The 25371-nt window shown below is 26.8% G+C and carries 17 protein-coding genes; 5 read left to right on the forward strand and 12 right to left on the reverse strand.

Annotated elements, in window-relative coordinates; genetic code table 11:
• Nucleotides 1-62: 62 nt before the first annotated feature.
• The 6 genes from ACYUDJ_RS15780 to ACYUDJ_RS15805 all read right to left on the reverse strand — a co-directional run bounded on the left by ACYUDJ_RS15780 (nucleotide 63) and on the right by ACYUDJ_RS15805 (nucleotide 9219).
• Nucleotides 63-890 (reverse strand): PRD domain-containing protein, encoded by an 828-nt coding sequence (locus ACYUDJ_RS15780; RefSeq protein ID WP_003484336.1) that lies wholly within the window; start codon nucleotides 888-890, stop codon nucleotides 63-65.
• A 254-nt stretch (nucleotides 891-1144) separates the two neighbouring features.
• Complete coding sequence (locus tag ACYUDJ_RS15785; RefSeq protein WP_003484334.1) at nucleotides 1145-1978, reverse strand: aminotransferase class IV; 834 nt, start codon at nucleotides 1976-1978, stop codon at nucleotides 1145-1147.
• Between the two features lie 124 nt (nucleotides 1979-2102).
• A complete protein-coding gene (locus ACYUDJ_RS15790; RefSeq protein WP_043032213.1) occupies nucleotides 2103-2744 on the reverse strand; it encodes an HAD-IB family hydrolase in 642 nt (213 codons plus the stop codon).
• 159 nt (nucleotides 2745-2903) lie between these two features.
• Nucleotides 2904-3305: a DUF1292 domain-containing protein gene (locus tag ACYUDJ_RS15795; RefSeq protein WP_003484330.1), complete on the reverse strand. Its 402-nt coding sequence runs from the start codon at nucleotides 3303-3305 to the stop codon at nucleotides 2904-2906.
• A gap of 639 nt (nucleotides 3306-3944) precedes the next feature.
• Nucleotides 3945-7523, reverse strand: a complete 3579-nt coding sequence (gene nifJ, locus ACYUDJ_RS15800) for a pyruvate:ferredoxin (flavodoxin) oxidoreductase (protein WP_043032214.1) — start codon at nucleotides 7521-7523, stop codon at nucleotides 3945-3947.
• A 631-nt stretch (nucleotides 7524-8154) separates the two neighbouring features.
• Complete coding sequence (locus tag ACYUDJ_RS15805) at nucleotides 8155-9219, reverse strand: undecaprenyldiphospho-muramoylpentapeptide beta-N-acetylglucosaminyltransferase (RefSeq protein ID WP_042384517.1); 1065 nt, start codon at nucleotides 9217-9219, stop codon at nucleotides 8155-8157.
• A gap of 328 nt (nucleotides 9220-9547) precedes the next feature.
• On the opposite strand from ACYUDJ_RS15805, the gene ACYUDJ_RS15810 reads away from it, so the two are divergent.
• Nucleotides 9548-9712, forward strand: coding sequence for a hypothetical protein (locus ACYUDJ_RS15810; protein WP_003484322.1), 165 nt, complete (start codon nucleotides 9548-9550; stop codon nucleotides 9710-9712).
• 113 nt (nucleotides 9713-9825) lie between these two features.
• On the opposite strand, the gene ACYUDJ_RS15815 is transcribed toward ACYUDJ_RS15810, so the two are convergent.
• Together ACYUDJ_RS15815 and recJ are read right to left on the reverse strand one after the other, a co-directional pair.
• The gene (locus tag ACYUDJ_RS15815) at nucleotides 9826-11934 is read right to left on the reverse strand and encodes an ATP-binding protein (RefSeq protein ID WP_043032215.1); all 2109 of its coding nucleotides are present in this window, start codon (nucleotides 11932-11934) and stop codon (nucleotides 9826-9828) included.
• Nucleotides 11935-12742: 808 nt separating this feature from the next.
• Nucleotides 12743-14524 (reverse strand): single-stranded-DNA-specific exonuclease RecJ, encoded by a 1782-nt coding sequence (recJ, locus tag ACYUDJ_RS15820; protein WP_043032216.1) that lies wholly within the window; start codon nucleotides 14522-14524, stop codon nucleotides 12743-12745.
• A 190-nt stretch (nucleotides 14525-14714) separates the two neighbouring features.
• Here recJ and ACYUDJ_RS15825 point away from each other — a divergent pair, with 190 nt between their 5' ends.
• Nucleotides 14715-15533 (forward strand): TIM barrel protein, encoded by an 819-nt coding sequence (locus ACYUDJ_RS15825; protein WP_042384514.1) that lies wholly within the window; start codon nucleotides 14715-14717, stop codon nucleotides 15531-15533.
• 21 nt (nucleotides 15534-15554) lie between these two features.
• On the opposite strand, the gene ACYUDJ_RS15830 is transcribed toward ACYUDJ_RS15825, so the two are convergent.
• A complete protein-coding gene (locus tag ACYUDJ_RS15830; RefSeq protein ID WP_003484318.1) occupies nucleotides 15555-16958 on the reverse strand; it encodes a thioredoxin-like domain-containing protein in 1404 nt (467 codons plus the stop codon).
• A gap of 486 nt (nucleotides 16959-17444) precedes the next feature.
• On the opposite strand from ACYUDJ_RS15830, the gene uvsE reads away from it, so the two are divergent.
• Entirely contained in the window at nucleotides 17445-18716 is a 1272-nt protein-coding gene (uvsE, locus tag ACYUDJ_RS15835; RefSeq protein WP_043032217.1) for a UV DNA damage repair endonuclease UvsE, read from the forward strand.
• Between the two features lie 143 nt (nucleotides 18717-18859).
• On the opposite strand, the gene ACYUDJ_RS15840 is transcribed toward uvsE, so the two are convergent.
• Nucleotides 18860-20077 carry a M16 family metallopeptidase gene (locus ACYUDJ_RS15840; protein ID WP_043032218.1) on the reverse strand — a complete coding sequence of 406 codons (1218 nt, stop codon included), beginning with the start codon at nucleotides 20075-20077 and terminating at the stop codon, nucleotides 18860-18862.
• Nucleotides 20078-20502: 425 nt separating this feature from the next.
• Here ACYUDJ_RS15840 and ACYUDJ_RS15845 point away from each other — a divergent pair, with 425 nt between their 5' ends.
• Both ACYUDJ_RS15845 and ACYUDJ_RS15850 read left to right on the forward strand, forming a co-directional pair.
• Nucleotides 20503-20913 carry a GtrA family protein gene (locus ACYUDJ_RS15845; protein ID WP_043032219.1) on the forward strand — a complete coding sequence of 137 codons (411 nt, stop codon included), beginning with the start codon at nucleotides 20503-20505 and terminating at the stop codon, nucleotides 20911-20913.
• A gap of 67 nt (nucleotides 20914-20980) precedes the next feature.
• Nucleotides 20981-21532 (forward strand): DJ-1 family glyoxalase III, encoded by a 552-nt coding sequence (locus tag ACYUDJ_RS15850; RefSeq protein WP_043032220.1) that lies wholly within the window; start codon nucleotides 20981-20983, stop codon nucleotides 21530-21532.
• Nucleotides 21533-21814: 282 nt separating this feature from the next.
• Here the strand turns inward: ACYUDJ_RS15850 and ACYUDJ_RS15855 are convergent, their stop codons facing one another.
• Nucleotides 21815-22378 carry a glycerol-3-phosphate responsive antiterminator gene (locus ACYUDJ_RS15855; RefSeq protein ID WP_003484313.1) on the reverse strand — a complete coding sequence of 188 codons (564 nt, stop codon included), beginning with the start codon at nucleotides 22376-22378 and terminating at the stop codon, nucleotides 21815-21817.
• Between the two features lie 48 nt (nucleotides 22379-22426).
• On the reverse strand, nucleotides 22427-25297 hold the full coding sequence (locus tag ACYUDJ_RS15860; RefSeq protein ID WP_043032221.1) for a DNA topoisomerase IV subunit A: 2871 nt from the start codon (nucleotides 25295-25297) through the stop codon (nucleotides 22427-22429).
• Between the last annotated feature and the right edge of the window lie 74 nt (nucleotides 25298-25371).

The raw sequence follows: 25371 nt of genomic DNA on the forward strand, positions 1-25371 counted from the left end.
CTAGCTTATACTTTAAAAACCTTGCAAAAGCAAGGTTCTTTAGTTTATATATTTAATATACCTTAATATTGCCCTATCCTTTTTAAATGTAATGCGATATATCCTATTTCGTCCTCTGGTATTTTTATTTCAAATAATTTTTCTATAAGCATGGCTACTTTAATGGCAATACCAAACTCACTTTTCATTTCTTCTTTTATACTATCTAATAGCTCATTTTTTATAGTTTTATTTTCTTTAACTCTTTCTATCATAAAATTTAAATGAGTCAAAGTTCTTACATAAGAAAGAGAATTTTTATCTAAAGGCTTTCCTTTTAATTTAGATATAAGTTCCATTACTTTGCTTATCTTTTTAGTATAGGCTAGGGATTCTGAAACCTGCTGCTTTGTAATACCTGCTCTTATATGAAGACATATAAATCCCGCTTCATCCTTTGGAAGGTTAACCTTTAATCTATCATTTATCATATTAAGAGCCTTCATAGCTATTTCATATTCCTTTGGATAAATTATGCCTAGTTCTTCTAAAAAAGGGTTTTCTATATTTATCCCCTTTTCTATTCTTCTTAATGCAAAATTTATATGGTCTGGCAAAGAAATATGAACTCCTTCATTTAATTTTGTATTTAAAGCCTTTTCTGAAAAATTTATTATTTCTTCGGAAATACCTACTATTCTATTATCTATATTATCTAAAACTTTATTATAGTTTTCTGACATTTTTGAGGTGGTCTTTATATATACTTTTTCTATTTTATCCTTAGAAAGAGTTTCTCCTTTTTTAGAATTAAATCCTATACCTTTCCCGACTAATATTGCATCCTCTTCTTGCCAATTAGCTATTATTACATTATTATTAAGAACCTTTTTTACTGTATAGTTCTCCAAATCTTAACACTCCAAACCTTTTTCTTTCCAAACTTATATTTAACATAATATTAAATCTTCTACTCCTACCTCTATGTTATAATTATAAAATTTATTAATTTTTCTATTACAAAGTCTTTAGAAATGAACTGATTTTTATATCATAATATAAAATTATATTTTTTATCCAATATTTTGTCAATGTATTAACAAATCCTGCTACGCTATCTACCTTATAAAATCACACCACAATATTGATTTGATTTTTAAAGTAGTTATTCTTTATTTTTATAACCTTTTACATCTTCCTCTATGGCTTTATTATAGCCTTCCATAATACTTAGTATCAATTTATTCTCTGAAGATTTAAATTCTATTTCATCTACAGATTTTATTGGTAAAACCTTTGGTGATGTACCTGATATAAATAATCCCTCTAATTTGTATATTTCTTTATAATGTACTTTTTCTTCTCCAACCTTCAAATTTAGATTTTTACATACATCTATTATATTTTGTCTTGTTATTCCTGGTAATACCTTTTCTATAGGTGCTGTTATTACTTTACCATCTTTTATCATAAATATGTTAGATTTACTACCCTCTGTTATGTATCCATTTCTGTCTACTAGTATTGCTTCATAAGCTTTCTCTTCCTTTATCTTTTCTCCTACAATTTTTCTAAAATCCATATTTATAACCTTTGCATTTGGATTCTCTCTCTCTCCATGATAAAGTATAGTTTTTACTCCCCTTTTATACTCTATGTCCTCTGGATAATTATGTTTTAAAAAATAGCATAAAAAGTTATTATTCTTTCCCTTATTAAAATTAAATACTAGTTTTATATTGCCTATAGATACTTTATTTATTTCTATAAGTCTATTTATATTTTCTTTTATTTCTTCTTCATCTAACCATAAATTTAGTCCTTCTAATTTTGCAGAGTTATAAAATCTTTCTAAATGGCTTTTTAAAAATAAAGGCGCTCCATCTATTATCCTTATAACTTCATATAGAGATTTTCCCTCTTTAAGGAAACTTTCCTCAAATGAACCTCTTTCTTTTATTTTCTCATTTTCTATAAAAAATTCGTTAAAACATTCCATTAACATATCCCCCCATTTACTGTAAACATCACAATTCTTATATTGTGTATTAATATTATAAATGCTTAAATTAGTTTCAATTTAAACTTACAGTTAGTAAATTCAATATGAATTAAATTTTACTCTACTTCCAATTAAGTACTTCTATATTATTGTACTTCTTTTTCGCATTTATAAGATACGGCTTTCCTACTAATTTAAATAAAGGTAAATCTGCTAAGGAATCTGAAAACATATAGGATTCCTTAAAATCTACTTCTATATTCTCTTCTTTTAAAACTTCCATAAGCCTTCTTACCTTTTCTTCACCTTTACAGTTTTCTCCTATTATTTTTCTCTTATATGACCCTTCTTTTAATGTAAATATAGTTCCTATTACTTTATCTACTTCTTTTATATTATAAAGTTCTTTTAAATAAAATTCTGCAGAAGCAGATATAAGGTATACTTTATAGCCTTCACTTTTCAATTTTCTCATAGTATCTATAGCATCTTTGTATAATATTTTGCTTAATTTTTTATCATAGAATTCTTTTACATAACTTTGCATTTCATCCTCTGTGATACCATCTATAAATCCTATAAATATTTCTTTAGCTTTTCCTGCTTGAAATATTTTTAGAGCATACAAAAGCCCAGATATAACTATTTTAGGAGCATGAAATATAAGAGAAGGTTTCTTTTTAAGCATAAATTTATAAAATTGTATAAGTGTTTCTTTTTTGGTAAGTGTATAATCTACATCAAATATTGCCAATTTTTCCAAAATACCACCTCTTCTATAAGTTGTATTCTTATATTATACTATATATTTTGTGATTTTTTATAATATATTCACTTTTTTATTTATACTAAACTTTTTAATCCTAATATTTCCTATTAAACTAAAAGAGCCCCTGACAAATCAGAGACTCTTTTTATAATACTATTGTAAATTTTCGTAGTAAGCAGTTACTTCTTCAAATTCTTTTTCATCTGGGTTAACAAGTTCAACTTCGTCCCCTTGACCTTCTTCTCTAAATAAGTATACTGAATTATTTTCTGGGTTTTGTACTAATGCATATACATTATCTTTATATTCAAATTCTTCTATTACTTCACAAGTAACAGCATTTCCGTTTTCATCTTGTAAATCCACAAGAATTGTTTCACCGCATTCTTCATCTTCGCAGCCACAACCGCAATGTTCATGATGATGCTCTTCATGGTTATCACCACAACCACAACCGCAGTTTTCTTCTACTTCACCGCAACCGCAAGTATCTTTTTCTATTTCTTCTTCGCAGCCACAACCGCAACCGCAACTATTTATTTTTTCATCTTTCATAAAATCTCCTGATAATATTACCAGGATCTTCACCTCCTTTTTTCCTATGTTCTAATTGTACCCTTAAACAGAGTTTTTTAAAAGGGTTTTTTTGCTTTTTCATAAAATTATTTAATAATCATTATCATTTTCTTTGTATATTTATAAATTCAAAAAATATTTTATGATAAAAATATACCAAGTAAATAATTGATATTAACTATTTACTTGGTAATGAAATATTTTTATTTACTTTTTGTAGTATTTAATTTTTTATTTATTTTTTGTTCATTTCTTTAGCAATTTTTTTAAAACCCTTTTCTACGTTATCTAACATGTTGTTTACTGTTTTTTCTACTCTTCTTTTTTTCATTTTTCTTCCCATAACTTTCATCTCCCTTCAGAAGAAGTTATAGCTTTATTTTATGTATTTTCTTTTTTTATATGCTATTTGAACTTTATAAATATTTGCCTGTTTTCTATTAATTTTACACAAATAATTATAGCTAAAATCATTAATACTATATTAAATAGGAAATTAAAAAAACTTATTGTTTGTATTGAACTTACACTCATGCTAGTTTTTTGTAATATAGCTATAAATTTTAAAGTAATATCGCTCTTTATACTTAATAAAAAAGAGCCTTGCGGCTCTTTTTATTATTGTTCAGCTAATTTTTTGTAGTTTTCTAATCTTTCTTTAGCATCTTGTTCTGTTTTCGCAAATAATGCTTCAGCATCTTCTGGGAATTGTTTAGCAAGTGATGCATATCTTACTTCTCCCATTAAGAAGTCTTTGAAGTTTGCTGTTGGTTCTTTTGAATCTAATGAGAATGGATTCTTTCCTGCTTCTTTTAATTCTGGGTTGAATCTGTATAATCCCCAATATCCACAATCAACAGCTTTCTTTTCTTCTAATTGGCTACAGCCCATTCCTGCTTTTAATCCATGGTTTATGCATGGAGCATAAGCTATTATTAATGATGGACCTGGATATGCTTCAGCTTCAGCTATTGCTTTTAATGTTTGGTTTTTGTCTGCTCCCATAGCGATTTGTGCTACGTAAACATAACCATAAGTCATAGCCATTGCACCTAAGTCTTTTTTCTTAGTCTTTTTACCAGATGCTGCAAACTTAGCTATAGCTGCAGTTGGTGTTGCTTTTGAAGATTGACCACCTGTGTTTGAGTAAACTTCTGTATCAAATACAAGGATATTTACGTCTTCTCCTGAAGCAAGTACGTGGTCTACTCCACCATATCCGATGTCATAAGCCCAACCATCTCCACCGAATATCCAGTGTGATCTCTTAACTAAGAAATCTTTGTTTTCATAGATTTCATTTAGGAATTTGTCGCTTCCTTTTTCTTTTCCTACTAATTCTATAACTTTGTCTGCTCTTTCTCTAGTAGCTTCTCCTAGATCTTTATTGTCTAACCAATCTTCTAGAGCAGCTCTTAATTCTCCTGATATAACTGTTCCTGTCATATCTTTCTCTGAACAATCTTCTGTTCCTATTGCACAGCTTTGAAGTTCTTCTGCTGATTTAAATCCTAATACAGCTTTTACATCTTCTGTAACTTTATCTCTTATTTGTTTTACTCCAAGATACATACCCATTCCAAATTCAGCATTATCTTCGAATAATGAGTTAGCCCAAGCTGGACCGTATCCTTTATGGTTTGTAGTATATGGAGTTGATGGTGCTGATGCTCCCCAAATTGATGAACAACCTGTAGCATTAGCTATCATCATTCTATCTCCGAATAATTGAGTTACAAGTTTAGCATATGGAGTTTCTCCACAACCTGCACAGGCACCTGAGAACTCTAATAATGGTTGTTCAAATTGGCTACCTTTAACTGAATTTTTCTTCATTGGGTTAGATTTTGGAGATACTTTAATTGCATATTCCCAATTCTTATCTTGTTCAATTTGAGTATCAAATGGTTTCATTATTAATGCTTTTTCTTTAGCTGGACATACATCTGCACAGTTTCCGCATCCTGTACAATCATATGGGCTTATAGCCATTGTGAAGTTTAATCCTTTTGCTCCTACAGCTGGTTTTGATTTGAATCCTTCTGGAGCATTTTTAACTTCTTCATCAGATAAAAGTACTGGTCTTATAACCGCATGTGGACAAACATATGAACATTGGTTACATTGAATACATTTATCTAATTGCCATTCTGGAACATTTATAGCAATTCCTCTTTTTTCGTAAGCAGCTGTTCCTGATGGGAATGTACCATCTTCCATTCCTTTGAATGCACTTACAGGAAGTTTATCTCCTTCTTGTCTGTTCATTGGTTCAACAATATTTTTGATAAATTCTGGATTTTCTTTAACTTCACATGCACCTTCGCATTTAGCATCTTTCCATGAAGCTGGAACTTCTATTTTAACTATAGCATTAACACCTTTGTCTATAGCAGCGTTATTCATATCAATGATTTTTTGACCTTTTTTACCGTAGTTAGTTACAACGGCATCTTTTAAGTATTTAACTGCATCTTCTACTGATATAATGTTTGCAATCTTAAAGAAAGCAGCCTGACAAATCATGTTGATTCTTCCGCCTAATCCTATTTCTTGTGCTATTTTAACAGCGTTTAATGTATAGAATTCTATATCATTTTCAGCAATGTATTTTTTCATTGAAGCTGGTAAATGTGTTTCTACTTCTTCTGGAGTCCAGATAGTATTTAATAAGAATCTACCACCTTTTTTCAATCCTTCTAATACATTGTATTTATATACATAAGATTGATTGTGACAAGCTACAAAGTCAGCTTGGTTTATTAGGTATGGTGATTGTATAGGTGATTTACCAAATCTTAAGTGAGAAATTGTTATACCACCAGATTTTTTAGAATCATATGCAAAGTATCCTTGTGCATACATATCTGTATGGTCACCTATGATTTTTATAGCACTCTTGTTAGCTCCAACAGTACCATCTGAACCTAATCCCCAGAACTTACATGCTGTAGTTCCAGCTGGAGTTGTGTTGATAGCTTCTGCTTCTTCTAATGATGTATTTGTAACATCATCAACTATACCTATAGTAAATCCATCTTTTGGTTCATCTTTCTTTAAGTTTTCATATACACTTAATATGTGTGATGGATAAACTTCTTTTGAACCTAATCCGTATCTTCCTCCAACTATTGTTGGTTGCCATTCTTTTCCGTAGAACGCATTTTTAACGTCTAAGTATAATGGTTCTGCTAAAGCGCCTGGTTCTTTAGTTCTATCTAAAACAGCAATGTTTTTAACTGTTTTTGGTATATATTTAAAGAAGTGTTCTAATGAGAATGGTCTATATAAATGTACTGTTAATAAACCAACTTTTTCTCCTTTAGCCATTAAGTAATCAACAACTTCTTCTATAGTATCACATGCTGATCCCATAGCTATTATTAATCTTTCTGCATCTTCTGCACCATAGTAGTTGAATAGGTGATATTCTCTTCCTGTTAATTTTGAGATTTCTCCCATGTATTTTTCAACTATTTCAGGAAGTCTTTCATAGTAGTTGTTAGATACTTCTCTTTCTTGGAAATAAATATCAGGGTTTTGAGCTGTACCTCTTATAACTGGGTGATCTGGATTTAAAGCTCTTCTTCTGAAAGCTTTTACCCCATCCATATCAACTAAATTTTCTAATTCATCATATTCTAAAACTTCTACTTTTTGAATTTCATGAGATGTTCTAAATCCATCAAAGAAGTTTATGAAAGGTACTCTTCCTTCTATAGCTGATAAATGTGCAACTGCTGATAAATCCATAACTTGTTGTACACTGCTTTCAGCTAATAGAGCTAGTCCTGTTTGTCTAGCTGCCATAACATCTTGATGGTCTCCAAATATGTTTAGAGAATTGGCTGCTAATGCTCTTGCACTTACGTGGAATACTCCTGGTAAAAGTTCTCCAGCGATTTTGTACATATTAGGGATCATAAGTAATAAACCTTGAGATGCTGTATAAGTTGTTGTTAATGCACCTGCTTGTAGAGAACCGTGAACAGCACCTGCTGCACCAGCTTCAGATTGCATTTCCATAACTTTTACTGGTTGTCCAAATATATTTTTCTTTCCTTGAGCTACCCATTCATCAACGTGTTCTGCCATTGGTGATGAAGGTGTTATTGGATAAATAGCTGCTACGTCTGTAAATGCATATGATATATATGCTGCAGCAGTATTACCATCCATAGTTTTCATTCTTCTCATAGAAAATTCCCTTCTTTCCCTTTAATTTATATAAAATTTACGGAATAAATCCGCAAAATAATTAACATTTGTAAAATTTGACCTTTTTCTTCAAAGCCCATTATTAATATACACCAAAAATTTTTATCTGTAAAATCCTTTTCAGTGTTTATGCATAAAATAACACTTTAAAGCATAAAAATCATTTTAAATTGCGAAAAATTCATAGCTTTCCTACAAAGCACATTATAGCACTAATACATTTTTATTCCAGCATATACAGAATTAAAAACATATAAATTTTATTATAAAATTGTATATATTTTGTCTTACTACGTTCTTACCAGTACTGGTAAGACCATAAAGCAGATGACTAAGAAACAAATTTTTAAAGGCTTATTTATAAGGTTTTTTATAAGCTTCAAAAATTTGTTGCTTATTTTTATTATAATACTTAAATAAATAAATTCAATGGTATATTTTTAAAGATCTTCCCATTTAACATTAAAATAAAAAAATAATATATATACATTAACATTTAATAATTTTATAGAATTATTATTCTATAATTTAACTTAATATATATATTTTTTTGAATTTATTAAACTATGCAGGATTAATTTAATTTAACTTTAATTTTAATATCATATGTTTATTTTGTATATTTTTTTATCAATTCTGTTATATTTTTAACGCCATTATCCATTTTACTTTTGGACATATTATTTATATATACATTTCTGTTTTCATACAAGTAACTTAACTTTTCCATTAAAGTTTTATCTGATAGCTCCTCCTCCTTTAAAACTAAACTATATCCACTTTTTTCGAAGGAACCTGCATTTAAAATTTGGTCTCCTCTACTAGATTTTTTAGATAAGGGTATTAAAAGATTTGGCTTTTTAAGCGCTAACAGTTCATATATTACATTTGCTCCAGCTCTTGATATTACCAAGTCTGACGCTTTCATTAAATCAGGTAATTCTTCATTTACATACTCAAATTGCGCATATCCCTTTCTATTTTCTAAATTTTCATCTAAGTTAGACTTTCCACAAATGTGTATTATATTGAATTTTAAAAGTATATCATCCAAATTTTTTCTGACTATTTCGTTTATAATTTTTGAACCTAAACTTCCTCCAATTATTAAAAGAATAGGTTTATCATCTTTAAATCCACATAATTCTATGCCTTTAACTTTGCTTCCTTCTAACAATTCTTTTCTTATAGGTGTACCTGTTAATACAGCTTTGTCTCCTTTTATATGTTTTATTGACTCCGGGAAAGTAACGCATACTTTTGTACAATAAGGAGTAGCTAATTTATTTGCAAGACCAGGAGTTATATCTGACTCATGAGCTATAACTGGTATTTTATTTAAATGAGCTGCTATAACCACTGGTACAGTTACAAATCCTCCCTTAGAAAAAATTATATCTGGTTTTTCTCTTTTAATTATTTTTTTTGCTTGAAACACTCCCTTTAACACTTTAAATGGATCAGAGAAATTTTTTAAGTCAAAATATCTTCTTAATTTTCCACTAGAAATAGGGAAGTATTCTATACCCTCTTTTTTTATAATTTTTCTTTCTATTCCTTCTATGCTCCCTATATACTTAATTTCATATCCTAATTTCTTCAATTCTGGAACTAAAGCTAAATTTGGTGTAACATGGCCTGCTGTTCCTCCACCTGTCATTATAATCTTTTTCAAAATTATATCCCCTTTCTTTAATTCATTATGTATATAATCTAGTTTTTATTTTTTTGTAAAATTATTGTTACTTTTAATAAAGTTTATTCAAAAGAAAAAAATATGCACTTAATCCAAAACTTCTAAGGTTTTTCATCATATTTATTATACACATATGAAGTTCATTATTAATAATACTATAAATATTATTTTTTTAAATACTTTTTCATTCTATGTATAATTTATATTTTTTACCTTTAATATTATAATATATATAAATTATTATTGGTTAATATATTATTAATTCTATATATTTAAATATTCTATATTATATTAGGAGGTGCTAATAATGACAAAAAATTTAGTGCCAGAAGTAAAAGAAGCTTTAAATAGATTTAGAATAGAAAGCTCAAAAGATATGGAAATAGGTTCTACAAATTTTAATAATCCTAAAAATTTTTCTAATAAAGTAAAACTTAATTCAGATGAATCTTTTAATCCATATAAATTTTAAACGAATAATGATATAAAATTCACAATATTTCTTTAAAACTCTATTATAGATTAATAATAAAAGCCCTATTTAATTGTAAATTTTATTTACCTAAATAGGGCTTTATATATTTTCTAGTTTATATCTGAAAACTCTATATGTATTTTTTTAGAAATATCATTGTGTATAACAGTTTTCTCTATCTTTTCATAACATTTATCCATATTTTTATTTATTTTAACAGTAAATGTAGTTCCCTTTCCTAGAGTACTATTTACTTTTATTTCTCCACCCATAAGATCCACAATTTTCTTAACTAATGAAAGTCCTATACCTGTTCCTTCTGCATTTCTTGATAATGAACTATTCACTTGGGCAAATCTATTAAAAATGCAATCTATTTTTTCTTTAGGTATTCCTGCCCCTTCATCCTTTACTATTAATTTAAAATTATTTTTATATATTTTAAGAGTAACATATATAGATTTGTTTTCTGGTGTAAATTTTACAGCATTAGATAATAAATTTAATAATATTCTTTCATATTTATCTTTATCAATCCAAACCTTTTCTTCTTCTTTTGTAGTATCAAATATTAAATTTATATTTTTAGAATTAGCATAATTTGTTATTGAATTAACTATATTTTCTGTTTCCCATACTACATCAAAATATTCATTATTTAAAGCTAAAAATCCCGCTTCTGCTTTTGATATATCTAGTATATTATTTATAAGTTTTAAAAGTCTAGCTGTATTTTGATTTATTCTTTTTAAAATCTTATCGATACTTGGGTTTATATCCTTTGAATAAATATCATAAGCTAATTGTAGGGAAGAATATATTATGGTCAACGGAGTTCTTAATTCATGAGATATTATAGTAAAAAACTCATCTTTAAGCTTATTTACCTTTTCTAGTTCCAAATTATTTTTAAATTCTTCTGTTACATCAGAACCATGTATATGAACTCTTTTTTTATTTTTAGTTTCATGATAAATATATTTTACTTTAAAGAATCTTTCTTCTCCTGACTGTAGAACAAATTTTTCAGGTGAAAATGTATACTCTTTAATAGTTCCCTCTTTCATTTTCTGTAATACTTCTAACTGCTCTTTAAATTCTTCTTTTCTAAAAACATCTTCCACTGTATTTCCAAGTAAATTACCCTTTATTTTTTTAGTATATAATCGTTCTACTAATTCCTCATATCTTTCGTTAACTAATTTATATGTTAAATCAGGATAATCTAATACTGCTAATGGTAGCTCTATACAATCTACTACATATTTTATAAATTCTGCTCTTTCTTCAGATATTATTTGACTTTCTATTAAATCTGTAACATTCTTTATACTTGATATAGTATATAGTATCTCATTATTTTCATCTATAATAGGATTACTATTATATTCTATATACTTAATCTCATTACTATCTTTTTTTACCAATTTCAATAATAGGTCTTTTACACTACTATTATAATCTGGATTTACTTTTTTAATTTTATATTTCATATTTTTATGATTATCTAGTATGTATATATCATACTCATTAATTATTTCTTTAATGCCCAATATTTTTTTAATTTTCATTCCACCTATTTGTTCAATAGCTTTATTCCATAAAATTAATTTTGAATGCTTATCAAAAACCAATATTCCTTCAGATACATTATTAATTACATTATTAAGATATTTTATGTAATCCAATTCTTTTTTTCTTAATATGTCTATAATTTCACTCTTATTTTTTATTTGTTCTGAAATATTTAAAATTTCTTCCTTATCTTTTTCTATGGTTTCTTTATAGGTGTGCTCTTGACTAATATCCATTAAATTTACTAAAGCTCCCTTTTTGGTTCCTTCTAAATTTATAGGTATTACAGTTAAACTAAAACATACCTTTTCACAATTGTTTTTTGTAAATATTAATGAAACTTCTTTTATCTTCTTTTGTTCTTTAAGAGCTATAAAAACAGGAAAGTTTTTTTCTGTAACAGGTTCACCATCGATAAAATTTATTTCGTATTCATCTAAACAATCCATCAATGTTTTTTCTTCTCCAGGCCGTAGCTTAGAACTAGATTTTCTTTTTAGTTCTTTGCTTAACTTTAGAGCTATACTATTTACATAAAGCAATTCATATTTATCGTTTACAATATAACATGAATAAGGAATGCTATTCATTATACTTTTTATTGTATTTTTATCTTCCAAAAAAACACTTCCTATTGGTCCCATATTTCCCCCCTATTATTATATATCACTTTATATAGTTTACTCTTTTTCTACGCCCTTAGTCAACTTCTAAGGAAAGTGCCACTCACTTTTCTTATGTAGAGTACAGAGTATAATGAACAGAGAACAGCTGTAGATGATTTTGTTCCGCGCCTCTACACAAAATCTTTAATTTAAATATTTTTACTAAAATTATTAAGTAGTTTAAATATTATAAAATTAAATTTTCATTTCATATATAGATATTTTAAGAAAAGTGATAGCGCGTCCGCAGGCTTTCTATAGCAATTAATATTTAGATTAATATAAAAAATTTAAGTAAATATCCCAAACCTATAATTTTTACATGGGTGCTTACTTATGCAAAGAATTAAGCAGAAGCTTGATTTACAATTATCGGCTTAGTCAGAAGTTTTGTAGCTAAACATTTATAAGAATTTTATATAGAGTAATATTAAAAATTTTCTTCATTAGAGGAGTATAACTAAAAAAATATATAAAAGCCACTGATTACATTAAGTTTATATAAAAACTAGCTGAAATTAGTGGCTTTATATATTAAATTTGTTTGCTAACGCAAATAGTTTTGAATGCAATTTAGATTCGTATAAAGATTATGAAAAGTTCAATCTTTGGCCATGCTACGCATTAATTTTCTATCGAAATTTTTTTTGAGGTCTTAAATCTTTTTTATAAAAAAAGAAAATATAATTTTACATTTTACGTAGCAAAGCGGAGAAAAATCATCCATATCTGTTCTCTATTATCTATACTCTGTTCTTTAAGGAAAATACGTCGCACTTTCCTTATTTTATCTATTTATTCTGTAGTCTATTATTCTTAATTGGGTGTACACATTTCCGTTGTATTCATTAATCATTGGATAGTATATTAAATCTAATTTTAAACCTGCCATAAGTGGGTTAGTTATAATATTTTCTATACTTTCATCTCCATATATATTTTCTAAATCTCTTTTAAATTCATCCACTTTTCCAAAGGCTATTGCATCTATTCTTCTATTTGTATCTTCTATTCTACAAGTTAATTTTAATGTGTTTTGATCTTTGCCTAGTATTCTTATTCCTTCTATCTTTATATTTTTTTCTGCTAGTATTGGTGAACTATTTCCTTTACCAAAAGGTTCTAAACACTGTAAGCTATCTATTAACTCTAAGTTTACTTCTTTTAAAGGTAGTCTTTTATCTATTCTTATTTTAGGTATAAAATCTTCATCTTTTAAATTGCAATTTTTGTTTAATTCTTCTCTTATTTTATCTATGTTTTTTTCTTCTATAGTAAGGCCTGCAGCCATTGGATGGCCACCAAATTTATATATGTATTCCTTGCATTTCATAAGTTCTTCAAAAAGATTGTATCCATCTATAGATCTTCCAGATCCTTTAGGCATTTCTTTTCCTTTAGTTAAAACTATTGTTGGGCGATTATATGCATCCTTTATTCTTCCTGATACTATACCTGCTATACTTTCGTGTATATCTTCTTTATAAATAACTAATACTTTATCATTCTTTAATGATGAATTTTCTATGGTATATGTTATTTCCTCTACACCTTCCATAGTTATTTCTTGTCTCTCGGCATTTAAGTTTCTTAACTCTTTTGCTAGTTCCTCTGCTCTTTTTATATCTTTGGTCAAAAATAACTCCACGGAAAGAGCCGCTGTATCTAATCTTCCTGTAGCATTTATACAAGGCCCTATTATAAATCCTACATTATAAGAAGTTATATTTTTTCCATTTAATGAAGTCTCTTTTATAAGTGCTCTTAGCCCTAGGTTATTTGTATTATTTATGTTTTTTAATCCCAATTTAGCTATTATTCTATTTTCATCCTTTAAATCTACTACATCACATATGGTTCCTATAGCTGCAAATTCTAATAATTCTTTATATTTATTAGGATTCATATTTAGTTTTTCATATAAAAGTTTTGAAAATTTAAAAGCTATGCCTGCTCCACAAAGCATTTTAAAGGGATAATAACAATCCTTTTGTTTTGGATTTATGATAGCATCTGCTTTTGGTACTACATATTCTCTTTCACCATTTTCGTTTTCTATAAAAGGTAATTCATGATGGTCTGTAATTACCACTGTCATACCTAACTCTTTTGCTCGTTCCACTTGCTCTAATGCAGCTATACCATTATCACAGGTAATTATAACCTCTACACCCTCTTCTTTTAATTTTTCAACTCTGTCTGTACACATACCGTATCCTTCTGTTTCTCTATCTGGTATGTAATAAGTCACATTAGCTTCGCATTCCTTTAAAGCAGTATATAATATTACGGTACTAGTAACACCATCTGCATCATAATCTCCATAAATGGCTATTTTCTTTTTATCTATTATTGCCTTTTTTATTATTTCTGTACCTTTGTCCATATCTTTCATTAATAAAGGATTATATAGTTTTTTTAAAGAAGGATTCAAAAAACTCTCTATATCTTCTAAATTATATATTTCTCTATTAACTAATATAGTACATAAAGTTTCACTTATACCTGACTTATGGGCTATATCTTTTATATTCAATTTACTTCTTCTTAACATCCACTTTTTCTTCAAGCCACACACCTCTTCCTTGCTAATTATACCATTACGGTTAATACTTTTGTATTCATTTTATTTATCTCAATTTTAATTCTGATTTTACATACTCTTATAAATATTATATAATAATCATTATCAAATTAGTTTTAAATTATATTTTTCATAATAATATGTATATTAAATTAACGCAATGGAGGTTTTATTTATGGACAGATTACTTTTTGGAATATCCGGCCTACCCATAGGTGATGGAACTACTAAATTTAATTATAAATCTGGTATAACATATTTAAACAATATAGGCTTAGATGCCATGGAATTACCCTTTGTAAGATCTGTTAATGTTACAGATAAAAACAAAGAAGGCATATTAGAGGAAAAAAATAATAGTAATTTTTATTTATCTGCCCATGGTTCCTATTTTATAAATCTAAACGCAGATGAAATAGAAAAGCAAGAAAAATCATTGGAAAGAATAATAAAAGGTGCTGAGGGCTTAAAAAAAGTTCAGGGAAGAAGTTTAATATTTCATCCTGGATTTTATCTTAAGGACTCCAAAGAAGAAACTTTTAAAACTATTTTAGAAAACTTAAAAAAATTACCAGATTTAGGAGTAGATTATAGATTGGAAACCACTGGGAAAGGAACTCAATTTGGTTCTTTAGAAGAAAATGTAGCCCTATGTAAAGAAGTTGCCACTTGCAAATTATGTATAGACTTTTCTCATATACATGCTAGGTCTAATGGTGGTTTAAAAACCTATAAGGATTTTTATAATATATTAAGTTATGTAGAAAAAAATCTAGGAAGATCTGCTTTAGATGATATGCATATCCATCTTTCTGGAATACATTATAGTGAAAAAGGTGAAAGAAACCATCTTCCTTTTGAGGAAAGCGACTTTAACTATATTGCTTGCCTTAAAGCTTTTAAAGATTTTAATATCAATGGTTGTATAATATGTGAAAGTCCAATACTTGAAAAGGATGCCCTTCTTCTTAAAAATTCCTATTACGAACTTTAAGGAAAGTGCTATGCACTTTCCTTATTTCATGTTTATTTTTTCAATTTTGCCATTATTTGTATTACACATATATATACTATCTTCATATATAGCTATTCCATTTGGCTCATTTAATCCTTTTTTTATTATTTCTACTTTTTCATTTAAAATATCTGCTTTTATTATTCTATTGTTATATGTGTCCGCTATATATAATACATTGTCTTTATATTTTAAGTCTAAAGGATGCTGAAGCATGGTATTTTCAAAACTTCCTACTTTGCTTCCAAAATAAAACAATCCTTTTCCTATAAGTGTATGAACTTTATGTTCTTCTAAATCTGCATATCTTATAGAACTGGTTTCTGAATCTACAAAGTATAGTCTTTTTTTTCCATCGTAACATAGAGCTGATGTCTGCGCTAATAAACATTTATCAAAGCTTCCATCTCTTATGTTTTCTCCTCCTGTACCTATATGACTTTCTATACTTTTATCTTTCATATTATATTTCCAAATTTGATGATTTCCTGCCATAGCTATATATATACAGTCTTCTAATATTTCTAAATCCCAAGGAGAATTTAAACTTACATTCAAAGCATCTCCCTTTGCCATAGGACTATATTCCTTTTGTCCATTACCTGCTATAGTTTTAACCATTTCCTTTTCTAAATCACATTCTCTTATGGAATGGTTTTCAGTGTCTGCAACATAGATCTTATTTTCTATAAATCTTAGCCCTTCTGGAGCTTTAAATTGAGCTTCTTTAAAATCTCCATCCTTTAATCCATATTCACTACTACCTATTGTTTTTATTTTTTCTAAGTTTTGATCTAATATTACTATTCTATTCCTACCTTTTTCTGAAAAGGCTATTAATCCATTTTCATTTATAGATATTTTTGATGGATATATATATTCTTCTTTTTCACATTTCTTTTGCAAAACTATGTTTTCTTCTGACCAATGTATATTATCAAAGTATTCTATTGTGTCACCTATTATTTGATCCAATAATTCTCTATTACCTTCTCCTGATACCATAGCAAAGGCATATCCTTCTGGATCTATTAATACAAATGTTGGCCATGCATTTACTGTATAACTATCCCATATACTTTTATTTTTATCATTCACTACCGGATGACTTATTCCATATTTTTTCATAGCATTTAATATAGCTTTACTGTTTTTTTCATATTTAAATTTAGGAGAATGTACTCCTATAACCTGTAACTTATTCTTATATTTTTCTTCTAAATATTTTAGATCCTCTATTACATGTATGCAATTTATACAACAAAAAGTCCAAAAATCTAAAACTATAACTCTATTTTTTAGTTTATCCAAATTTGTCTTTTTGGCACCTATCCATTCAATAGTCATTGGGAAATTAGGGGCATGAACTCTAGCATTTTTATACTTTTCATACAAATTACTCATATATTTATAAGGATAATTATATCCTTATTCCCTCCTCTCAAATTTCCTCATTTTTATTATATAGTATACTATTATATATATATAAATTCATTTTTATATTCTTTAAATTTTATATATTAATAAAACTATCTTCTTATTTATGTTTATTTTAGTTGTGAAAAAATTATTATAATTAAAAACTATCCACATACTTTTTAATTATAGTAATTTTCCGACTTTTTTACAAGGATAGTAACAAAAAATTTTATTATAAGCATTAAATATACGCAAATTTTTACATATTATAATATTATATTCCGAAAATATATAAATATAAATTTAATTTTAATGTTTAGTATATACTATGTACAAATATATTATTGGGTTATAGTTCATCCTATTTAAGCTTGGCACTATAATATATAAAACGATCCTCTCTTTAAAGTATTTTTATATGAACCGTACCCATTTATTTTTTAAATTACTTATATAAAAAGGAGATTAAAAATGAGAATAGGTTACGCTTGTATTCCAATAACTATAGATGCTAAAAATTCTAGAAGTTTTATACTTAAAAAGTTTTCTTATGAAAAATTTTATGAAGTCTGCAAACTAAATTTACAGGATCTTTATTCTATATTAAATTATAATATTTCTAAAGATATTTCCATGTTTAGAATAAGTTCTGATATTATTCCATTTGGTAGTCATTCTATTAACAATATAGAGTGGTGGAATTTATTTAAAGAAGAGTTTTATAAATGTGGTAATTTTATAAAGAAAAATAATATAAGAGTATCTATGCATCCTGGTCAATACACTGTATTAAATTCAACCTCAGAGGATATAGTAAAAAAAAGTATTAAAGACATAGAATATCACACTAAATTTTTAGATTCTTTAGGAGTAGATTATTCAAATAAAATAGTTATTCATTTAGGTGGAGTTTATAATAATAAACTAGAAGCTATGAAACGATTCGAAAATAATTTTAAATATCTCTCAGACTCAGCTAAAAAAAGATTGGTACTAGAAAATGATGAAAGAAATTATGATATAAAAGACATACTCTCTATGTGTAATAATATACATGTTCCTGCTGTTTTTGATAACCTTCATCATAGAGTAAAAATGAATAAAAATTTTGATGAATTAGAAGAAATAAAAGAAATACTAAAACAGGTTAGATTCACTTGGATGAAAAAAGACGGAAATATGAAGATTCATTATTCTAATCAAAATCCTTACAAAAAACCTGGTGCTCACTCTCAATTTATATTTTTAGATGACTTCTTAAAATACTATAATCTTTTAAAAAAGTTTGATGCGGATAGTATGCTGGAGGTTAAAGATAAAGAAATATCTGCTATAAAATGCATAAATTCATTAAAAGAGAATCATAAAAAAAGTTTTATTTATGATGAATGGGCTAAATATAAATATTCTGTTATGGAGAAAAACTACACTCTTTATAAAGAGTGCAGCAACTTAGTTAATTCTAATATAGAAAACAAAGCTATAAGATTTTATAACTTTATAGATAAAAGTTTACTTAATGATTTTGATAAAAAAAATTATAAAAATACCCTTCTTCATGTTTATAGCTATGTAAAAGATGAAGTCAATGAAAAAGAAAAAGCTAACTTTTATTCTCTATATAAAGACTTTGAAAAAGATTCTAACATAGAATTAGGCGAAAAAATCAAAAAACTTTTATATAGATTATGTAAAAAGTATAGTGTGAACTATATTCTGGATTCCTATTATTTTATTTACTAAAATTAAAATATTAAGATTATAGAATTCTTAGCAAATTACAAGTTTTAATAGATCCTTCTAAAATAATAAAAAGCTATTTCAAGCTAAAAAAGCTTTAACTGATCTTAGAAGAACTTTACTTTAACATAAATTTATATTAATAATTATTGTAATATTTGTATGACTTTATTTTTAAAAACCTTTTTTAATACTTTTTTTATATTTTCTTCTTTTATTAAACTTAAATCTTCTATAGAATAATCTATATTTAAACTGTCCTTATACATAAGTTCAGAAGTGGTAATATCTAAAGCTAGTCTTATAGACATTTCATGGCGTATAGCTTTTTTAAGCTTTATACTTTTTAAGGCTCTACGTATATTTTCTTTTGTAAAATATTCTTCGTTATCTATTATTTCTTCTAAAATTTTGTCCATTATATTAATAGCTTTACTTACTTTTTCTTTGGATGTACCCATATAAAAATCAAATAACTTTATACCTCTTTCATTTTTAAAATTGCTCCCTACATCATAGGCTAAGGAATTTTTAGTCCTAATATTATGGAACAAAATGCTACTTGTACCTTCCGCAAATATCTCATTAAATATTTTAAGAGCTATTATTTCTTCTTTATTTAGACTATGAATATCATAGCTATATATTATTTTAGCTCCTTCCATCCCCTCTTTATAATTAGTATAAATATTTTCTTTTCTATTTTCATATCTTACTTTTTCTGTTTTTCTGTAGGGCTTATTAAAGTTTTCAAAAAATTTCTTTACACTTTTTATAATTTCTTCTTTATCCATTGATGTTACTATGGTAATTACACAATTTCCAGGGGTATAGTAGGCATTATAAAAATCTTTTAGATGATTTAAAGTAATATTTCTAATACTTTTCTCATTCCCTATAATCAATTCTTTTATTCTTCTTTCTCTAAAAGAATTTTTTAGCATTTGATCCTCACAAAATTGATAAGGATCCTCTCTCCATTCTTTTAATTCCTCTAATATAATAGATTTTTCTTCCTGAAAAGCTTTTTCTTCAAACTTTGGATTTAATAATATATCACTATAAAAATCTAAGGCTTTTTTTAAATCCTCCTTCAAAAAACATCCATAATACACTACATAAGGATAATTAGTCATAGCATTTTCAAACCCAAAGATACTATCTGCTAAAATATTTATTTCTTTCTCTGTTCTATTAAAAGTTCCCTTAGACACCATGTGCTCCACAGCATGAGCTGTACCAAAAGGGAACTCATCTTTTTCTTCTAAAGCCCCTGCATTAAAACCTATAGATATAGAGCTTATATTACTTAAAGTTTTTTCATAAACTACCTTTATTCCGTTTTCTAATTTTAGTTTTTCCATAATTTATATTTTAATCAAAAATTAAAATATTCTCACCTCTTTTAATTTTATATTAATTTCAGTAAATATACCTAACTTTTTATTTAATTAATTAGATTTTATAACTCTACCTTAAATGAATATTTTAAATTTACATATTATAGCTTGTACGCTATAAATACAAATAATATATTCTATTATACTAAAAAATAAAAAATTTTAAATTAATTTTTACTTTTTTCACTCACCTTTTAATCAAGAAAGTTTTCCTTCTTTGGTTTATAAGATTTTAAGTTTTATATATTTTGTATGAATTATCCCTTTTAAATTTATTATTTTGTATAAAACTCCCTTATTAACTTGAAATATTATACTTTAAAGTATAATATTATGATATGATTCATTTTAAAATATTAATTATCTTTATATAGAATAGAAGGGGTTTTATGTTTAAAAATAAAGGCTTTATAGAATTTATAAAATATGCCTCTATAGGAGCTTTAAATGTACTTATAGATTTTTTAGTATTAAATTTGTTATGGTTTTTTACTGGTATGTATAGTGGAAATATTAATTATTTATTTAAACTTATTTCTTTTTCGATTTACTCTATAAACGGATATTTTTTAAATAAAAAGTTTACATTTAAAACAAAAGATAGCTCATATATTCAATATGCCTCTGTAATTGGTATAGCTGCCATACTAAATGGTATGATACTATCTAATCTATCTTCTTACAATTTATTAAATGTATCTCAAGTTCTTTGGTCCAATATATCTGCGCTTATAGCCTCAATGGGTACAGGTATTTTGTCATTTCTAATAAATAAATTTTTTATATTCAAAAAAAATTAATATTATTGTTTTAATAAATTGTATAAAATTAGTATAGTAACTTAATAAGATTAAAGGAGGAACATTTATGACGAAGATTTTAGTATTTATAGCAGAGGGCTTTGAAGAAATTGAAGCTCTAACTGTAGTAGATGTATTAAGAAGAGCTAATATTCAATGTGATATGTGCAGTATTACTTCTAATAAAAAAATAAAGGGAGCTCATAATATTTTAGTTAACGTAGATAAAACTTTGGAAGAAATCAAAAGTGATGAATATAATGCCTTAGTTATTCCTGGTGGTATGCCTGGTGCTACTAATTTAAGAGATAATAATAAATTAATAGATTTAGTAAAAGAATTTAATAAAGATAAAAAATTAATAGCCGCTATCTGTGCAGGTCCAATAGTTTTAAGTAAGGCAAATATAATAAAAGGAAAAGAGGTTACTTCTTATCCTGGTTTTGAAGAGGATTTAAAAGAAGGCCTTTACAAGGAAGACTTAGTTGTTCAAGATGGAAATATAATAACCAGTAGAGGACCTTCCGCGGCAATGTATTTTGCCTTTAGAATACTAGAAAATTTAAAAAAAGATTCTGTAAAAGAAATAAAAGAGGATATGCTTTTACACCTTCTTTAAAATTATTTTTATCTTATATCTGATAAAAAAGTATAATAATTAAATAAAATATTTTCATGCTATCTTTACTTTTGATGAAATATGGAAAAACATATGTGGCTATACTAACAAATTTAACTACCTTTTATACCACATATGTTTTTTGTATCTTTCTAATTATAATGTTATATTTAAATTATGAAATTCTATATATGTTTTATTCTATAAATAAATCTAATATATTATAAACTAAATTAAATGGATCAATCTATCCTATTACTATACTTCATATAAATTATATATCTAAAGATCCCAAAGATCCCAAGAGGTGGTAGATATAGCTACTGCTCCTGCAGATAAAGATTCTATTACGTCCTTTTTTTCTTTTATTAATCCTCCTGCTATTATAGGAATATTTTTTACTTTAGTCTCTAATTTATTTATTATTTTGCTAGCAATTCCAGGCATAACTTCTACCGCTGTAGGTCTATGTTCTAATATATTTTTTATTCCTGTTTTTAAGGATAATGAGTCTATTATAAAAATTCTTTGTATTGCATATAATCCTACTTGTGTAGCATGTTTTATATTAGAAGTTTTTGTGCTTATTATTCCATCTAATTCTACACATTCCTTTAAATACTCTATCCCAGCTGAGTCTCCTTTTAGTCCATCTATCATATCCACATGAACGAAAATTTTCTTTTCTTTTTCTTTTAGTTTATGACAGTTACTTTTTATATTTATAATGTTTCCAAAAAGTACAAATACTATATTAGCCTTACTTTCCAATGCTTTTTCTAGATCTTTTTCATCTCTTACTGCTGCTATTACAGGATTTTCAATGAAGACTTCTGTTAAATTCATACATAATGCTCCTTCTTATATTAATTTTTTAATAATTACTTTATAATATTATTTTTTTAATTCTACTACCTCCACAAAATCATTTAACAAAAGAGGCATCAAGCTGTTTCCTATACCAGCTCTATTTTGAACTTTTATTTTATTTATTTCTACAGTTCCTTTATCCTTTGACTTTGTTTTTATTTTTATTTTTCCTGTATCATTTTCATCTATTATTAAGGCTAATATTACTTTATCTAGATCTTTTAAACTTATACCTGTAACTCCTGATGCCATTTTTCCCATAGGATTTACAGCCTCACTTTTAAATCTTATGACCATTGCTTTTTCTGTTATTATTATTATATTTTTTTCTTCCCCATGTTCCTTTATAAGTATACTTACTAATTCATCCCCTTTATCTTTAAATTTATAAACTTGAGTTGAATTCCCCTCTATCTTTAGTTCACTTAATACTGTTCTTTTTATTAATCCTTTTTTGGATATAAAATAGATACTAATATCTTCTTCAAATCTAAAAGTAGATATTGCATTTAGCAAACTTATTTTATCCCCAGTAAAGGCTGAAATATTTATACCCTCTTCTTTTATATTTTGAAGCATAAAGGCTGGTATATAATATGCTTTACCCTCACTATCAAATAAAACTATGGTTTTAGAAGAATCTGTAAATAAGCTTACATGTGATTTATTTTCTTTCAAATCTGATATAGTTATTAACCCATCTTTAGATATATTTACATAAAAGCTCTTATATTCATAGTTATCACAAAAATCCACCTGTTTTATACTATCATTAGGTAAAATATCAAACAATTTATATCCTACTATATTTCTATCTACTGCCTCTAAGCTAGGTTCCTCTATATTAAAGCTTAGTCCTTTTTGAGTTTTTATATTAAAGAATTTCTCTTCTCTAGTTCGGTCTACCAAATCGGCTTTAAGAAGTGATTCTTCTTTTTTAAGCTTTAAAGCCATTATTTTGGTATAATTTGTATTAAATTTGTCTAATGTAGTTTTCTTAATATATCCACTATCTGTTATAAATAACATATCCTTTTGAGCAGTAAAATCATCTATTGAAAAAGCTTCTATTATAGTTTCAGATAAATCTATAGTTTTAATTATTTCATCTAGTTTAACACCTTTTTCTTTCCACTTAAATTCTGGTATATTTATAACTTTTATTTGATACATATTACCCTCTTTAGTTACTAAACACAATGTATCCTTTGTATTACACTGAATTAAAAACCTATTAAAGTCCCCTTCCCTATACTCTATATCTTCTACATTAGCACTAGATCTATTATAGGATTTAAGAGCTATTCTCTTTGTAAATCCTTCATTAGATAAAGTTACTACCACATCTTCTTCCACTATTATTTCTTCTATATCTATTTTTGCTTTTTCATCATCTTCTATTATAGATGTTCTTCTCTTATCATTATAGGTTTCTTTAACTTCAATTAATTCTTTTTTTATAACCTTTAAAAGTTCTTTTTCGCTGCTTAATATTTTTTTAAGCTTATTTATTAGCTTTTCTAATTCTTTATATTCTTTTTCAAAAGCTACTATTTCAAGACCTGTAAGTTTATACAACATCAGTTCTAATATAGCCTCTGCCTGAATATCTGTAAAAGAGAACTTTTCCATTAAATTTTCCCTTGCATTTTTTTTAGATTTTGATTCTCTTATGGTTTTTATGATTTCATCCATTATTCCTATAGCTTTTATAAATCCTTCTACTATATGAAATCTTTTTTCTGCTATTTCTAATTCTCTTTTAGTTTTTCTTGTAACTACTTCCTTTTGATGTTCTACATAATATTTTAACATAGCTTTTAAACCTAAAGTTTTAGGTTTTCCCTCTGCTAAGGCTACCATGTTAAAGGATATGTTACTCTGTAGATCTGTCTTTTTATATAAATATTTTAAAGTTTTTTCTACTACATCCTCAGTAACTATTTTTTTGAATTCTATTACAGCTCTTGTTCCGTTTCTATCAGATTCATCCCTTATATCTGTAATATTTTCTAAAGCTTTAGAGTGTTTTTTATCTGCTGTCATTTCTGATATAAATTGAAGAAGTTTTGCTTTGTTCTTTCTAAAAGGAAATTCTGTAATTACAATGGCTAGTCTTCCATTTTCTAATTTTTCTATAGTGGTTTTAGCTCTTAATGTTACTCTTCCCTCTCCTGTTTCATAGGCCGATAACATGGAATTTTTACCTATTATTACTCCTCCTGTTGGAAGATCCGGCCCCTTTATGTAATTTAATAACTCCTTAGTAGTTATTTCATTTTTATCTATGTAAGCTAAAGTTCCATCTATAACTTCTCCTAAATTATGAGGTGGTATGTTAGTTGCTAGCCCTACAGCTATTCCAAATGCCCCATTTACAAGTATATTTGGAAATTTTGCTGGTAATACTTCTGGTTCTTTTTCTGAATTTGAATAGTTATCTACCATATTTACTACATCTTTATCTATATCTCTTATCATTTCCATGGCAATGGGGGTAAGCCTTGCTTCTGTATAACGCATGGCTGCTGCACTATCCCCATCTTGACTTCCCCAATTTCCGTGCCCATCTATAATCGGCATCCTTGTGGTAAAACTTTGCGCTAATATTACCATAGCATCATAAACAGAAGAATCTCCATGAGGATGATATTTACCCAAAATATCTCCTACTATTCTGGCAGATTTATAATAAGGTTTATCTGGAAAAGCTTTTAACATATATGAGCCATACACTATTCTTCTTTGTACTGGTTTTAATCCATCTCTAACATCTGGTAATGCTCTTTCCTTGGCTACTTCTACTGCATAAGGCAAATAATTCTCTGGCATAGCCTCTTCTAATGGAAATGCTACTATATTGTTGTCTTTAGGTATTACTATTTTTTTAGCCATACAAAAGTCCTCCCTGTGCTTTTATATTTATTTACATGACAAAGGCTAAATATATAAATTATTTAGCCCTTTTA

Source organism: Clostridium sp. CTA-6, from assembly GCF_054768115.1.

Excerpts from the sequence above, each read along its gene's own strand:
- ACYUDJ_RS15810 (WP_003484322.1), top strand. The coding sequence starts at position 9,548 with ATGACAAAAAATTTAGTGCCAGAAGTAAAAGAAGCTTTAAATAGATTT.
- nifJ (WP_043032214.1), bottom strand. The coding sequence starts at position 7,523 with ATGAGAAGAATGAAAACTATGGATGGTAATACTGCTGCAGCATATATA.
- ACYUDJ_RS15855 (WP_003484313.1), bottom strand. The coding sequence starts at position 22,378 with ATGAATTTAACAGAAGTCTTCATTGAAAATCCTGTAATAGCAGCAGTA.
- ACYUDJ_RS15845 (WP_043032219.1), top strand. The coding sequence starts at position 20,503 with ATGTTTAAAAATAAAGGCTTTATAGAATTTATAAAATATGCCTCTATA.
- ACYUDJ_RS15840 (WP_043032218.1), bottom strand. The coding sequence starts at position 20,077 with ATGGAAAAACTAAAATTAGAAAACGGAATAAAGGTAGTTTATGAAAAA.
- uvsE (WP_043032217.1), top strand. The coding sequence starts at position 17,445 with ATGAGAATAGGTTACGCTTGTATTCCAATAACTATAGATGCTAAAAAT.
- ACYUDJ_RS15830 (WP_003484318.1), bottom strand. The coding sequence starts at position 16,958 with ATGAGTAATTTGTATGAAAAGTATAAAAATGCTAGAGTTCATGCCCCT.
- ACYUDJ_RS15785 (WP_003484334.1), bottom strand. The coding sequence starts at position 1,978 with ATGGAATGTTTTAACGAATTTTTTATAGAAAATGAGAAAATAAAAGAA.
- ACYUDJ_RS15850 (WP_043032220.1), top strand. The coding sequence starts at position 20,981 with ATGACGAAGATTTTAGTATTTATAGCAGAGGGCTTTGAAGAAATTGAA.
- ACYUDJ_RS15825 (WP_042384514.1), top strand. The coding sequence starts at position 14,715 with ATGGACAGATTACTTTTTGGAATATCCGGCCTACCCATAGGTGATGGA.
- ACYUDJ_RS15815 (WP_043032215.1), bottom strand. The coding sequence starts at position 11,934 with ATGGGACCAATAGGAAGTGTTTTTTTGGAAGATAAAAATACAATAAAA.
- ACYUDJ_RS15860 (WP_043032221.1), bottom strand. The coding sequence starts at position 25,297 with ATGGCTAAAAAAATAGTAATACCTAAAGACAACAATATAGTAGCATTT.
- ACYUDJ_RS15795 (WP_003484330.1), bottom strand. The coding sequence starts at position 3,305 with ATGAAAGATGAAAAAATAAATAGTTGCGGTTGCGGTTGTGGCTGCGAA.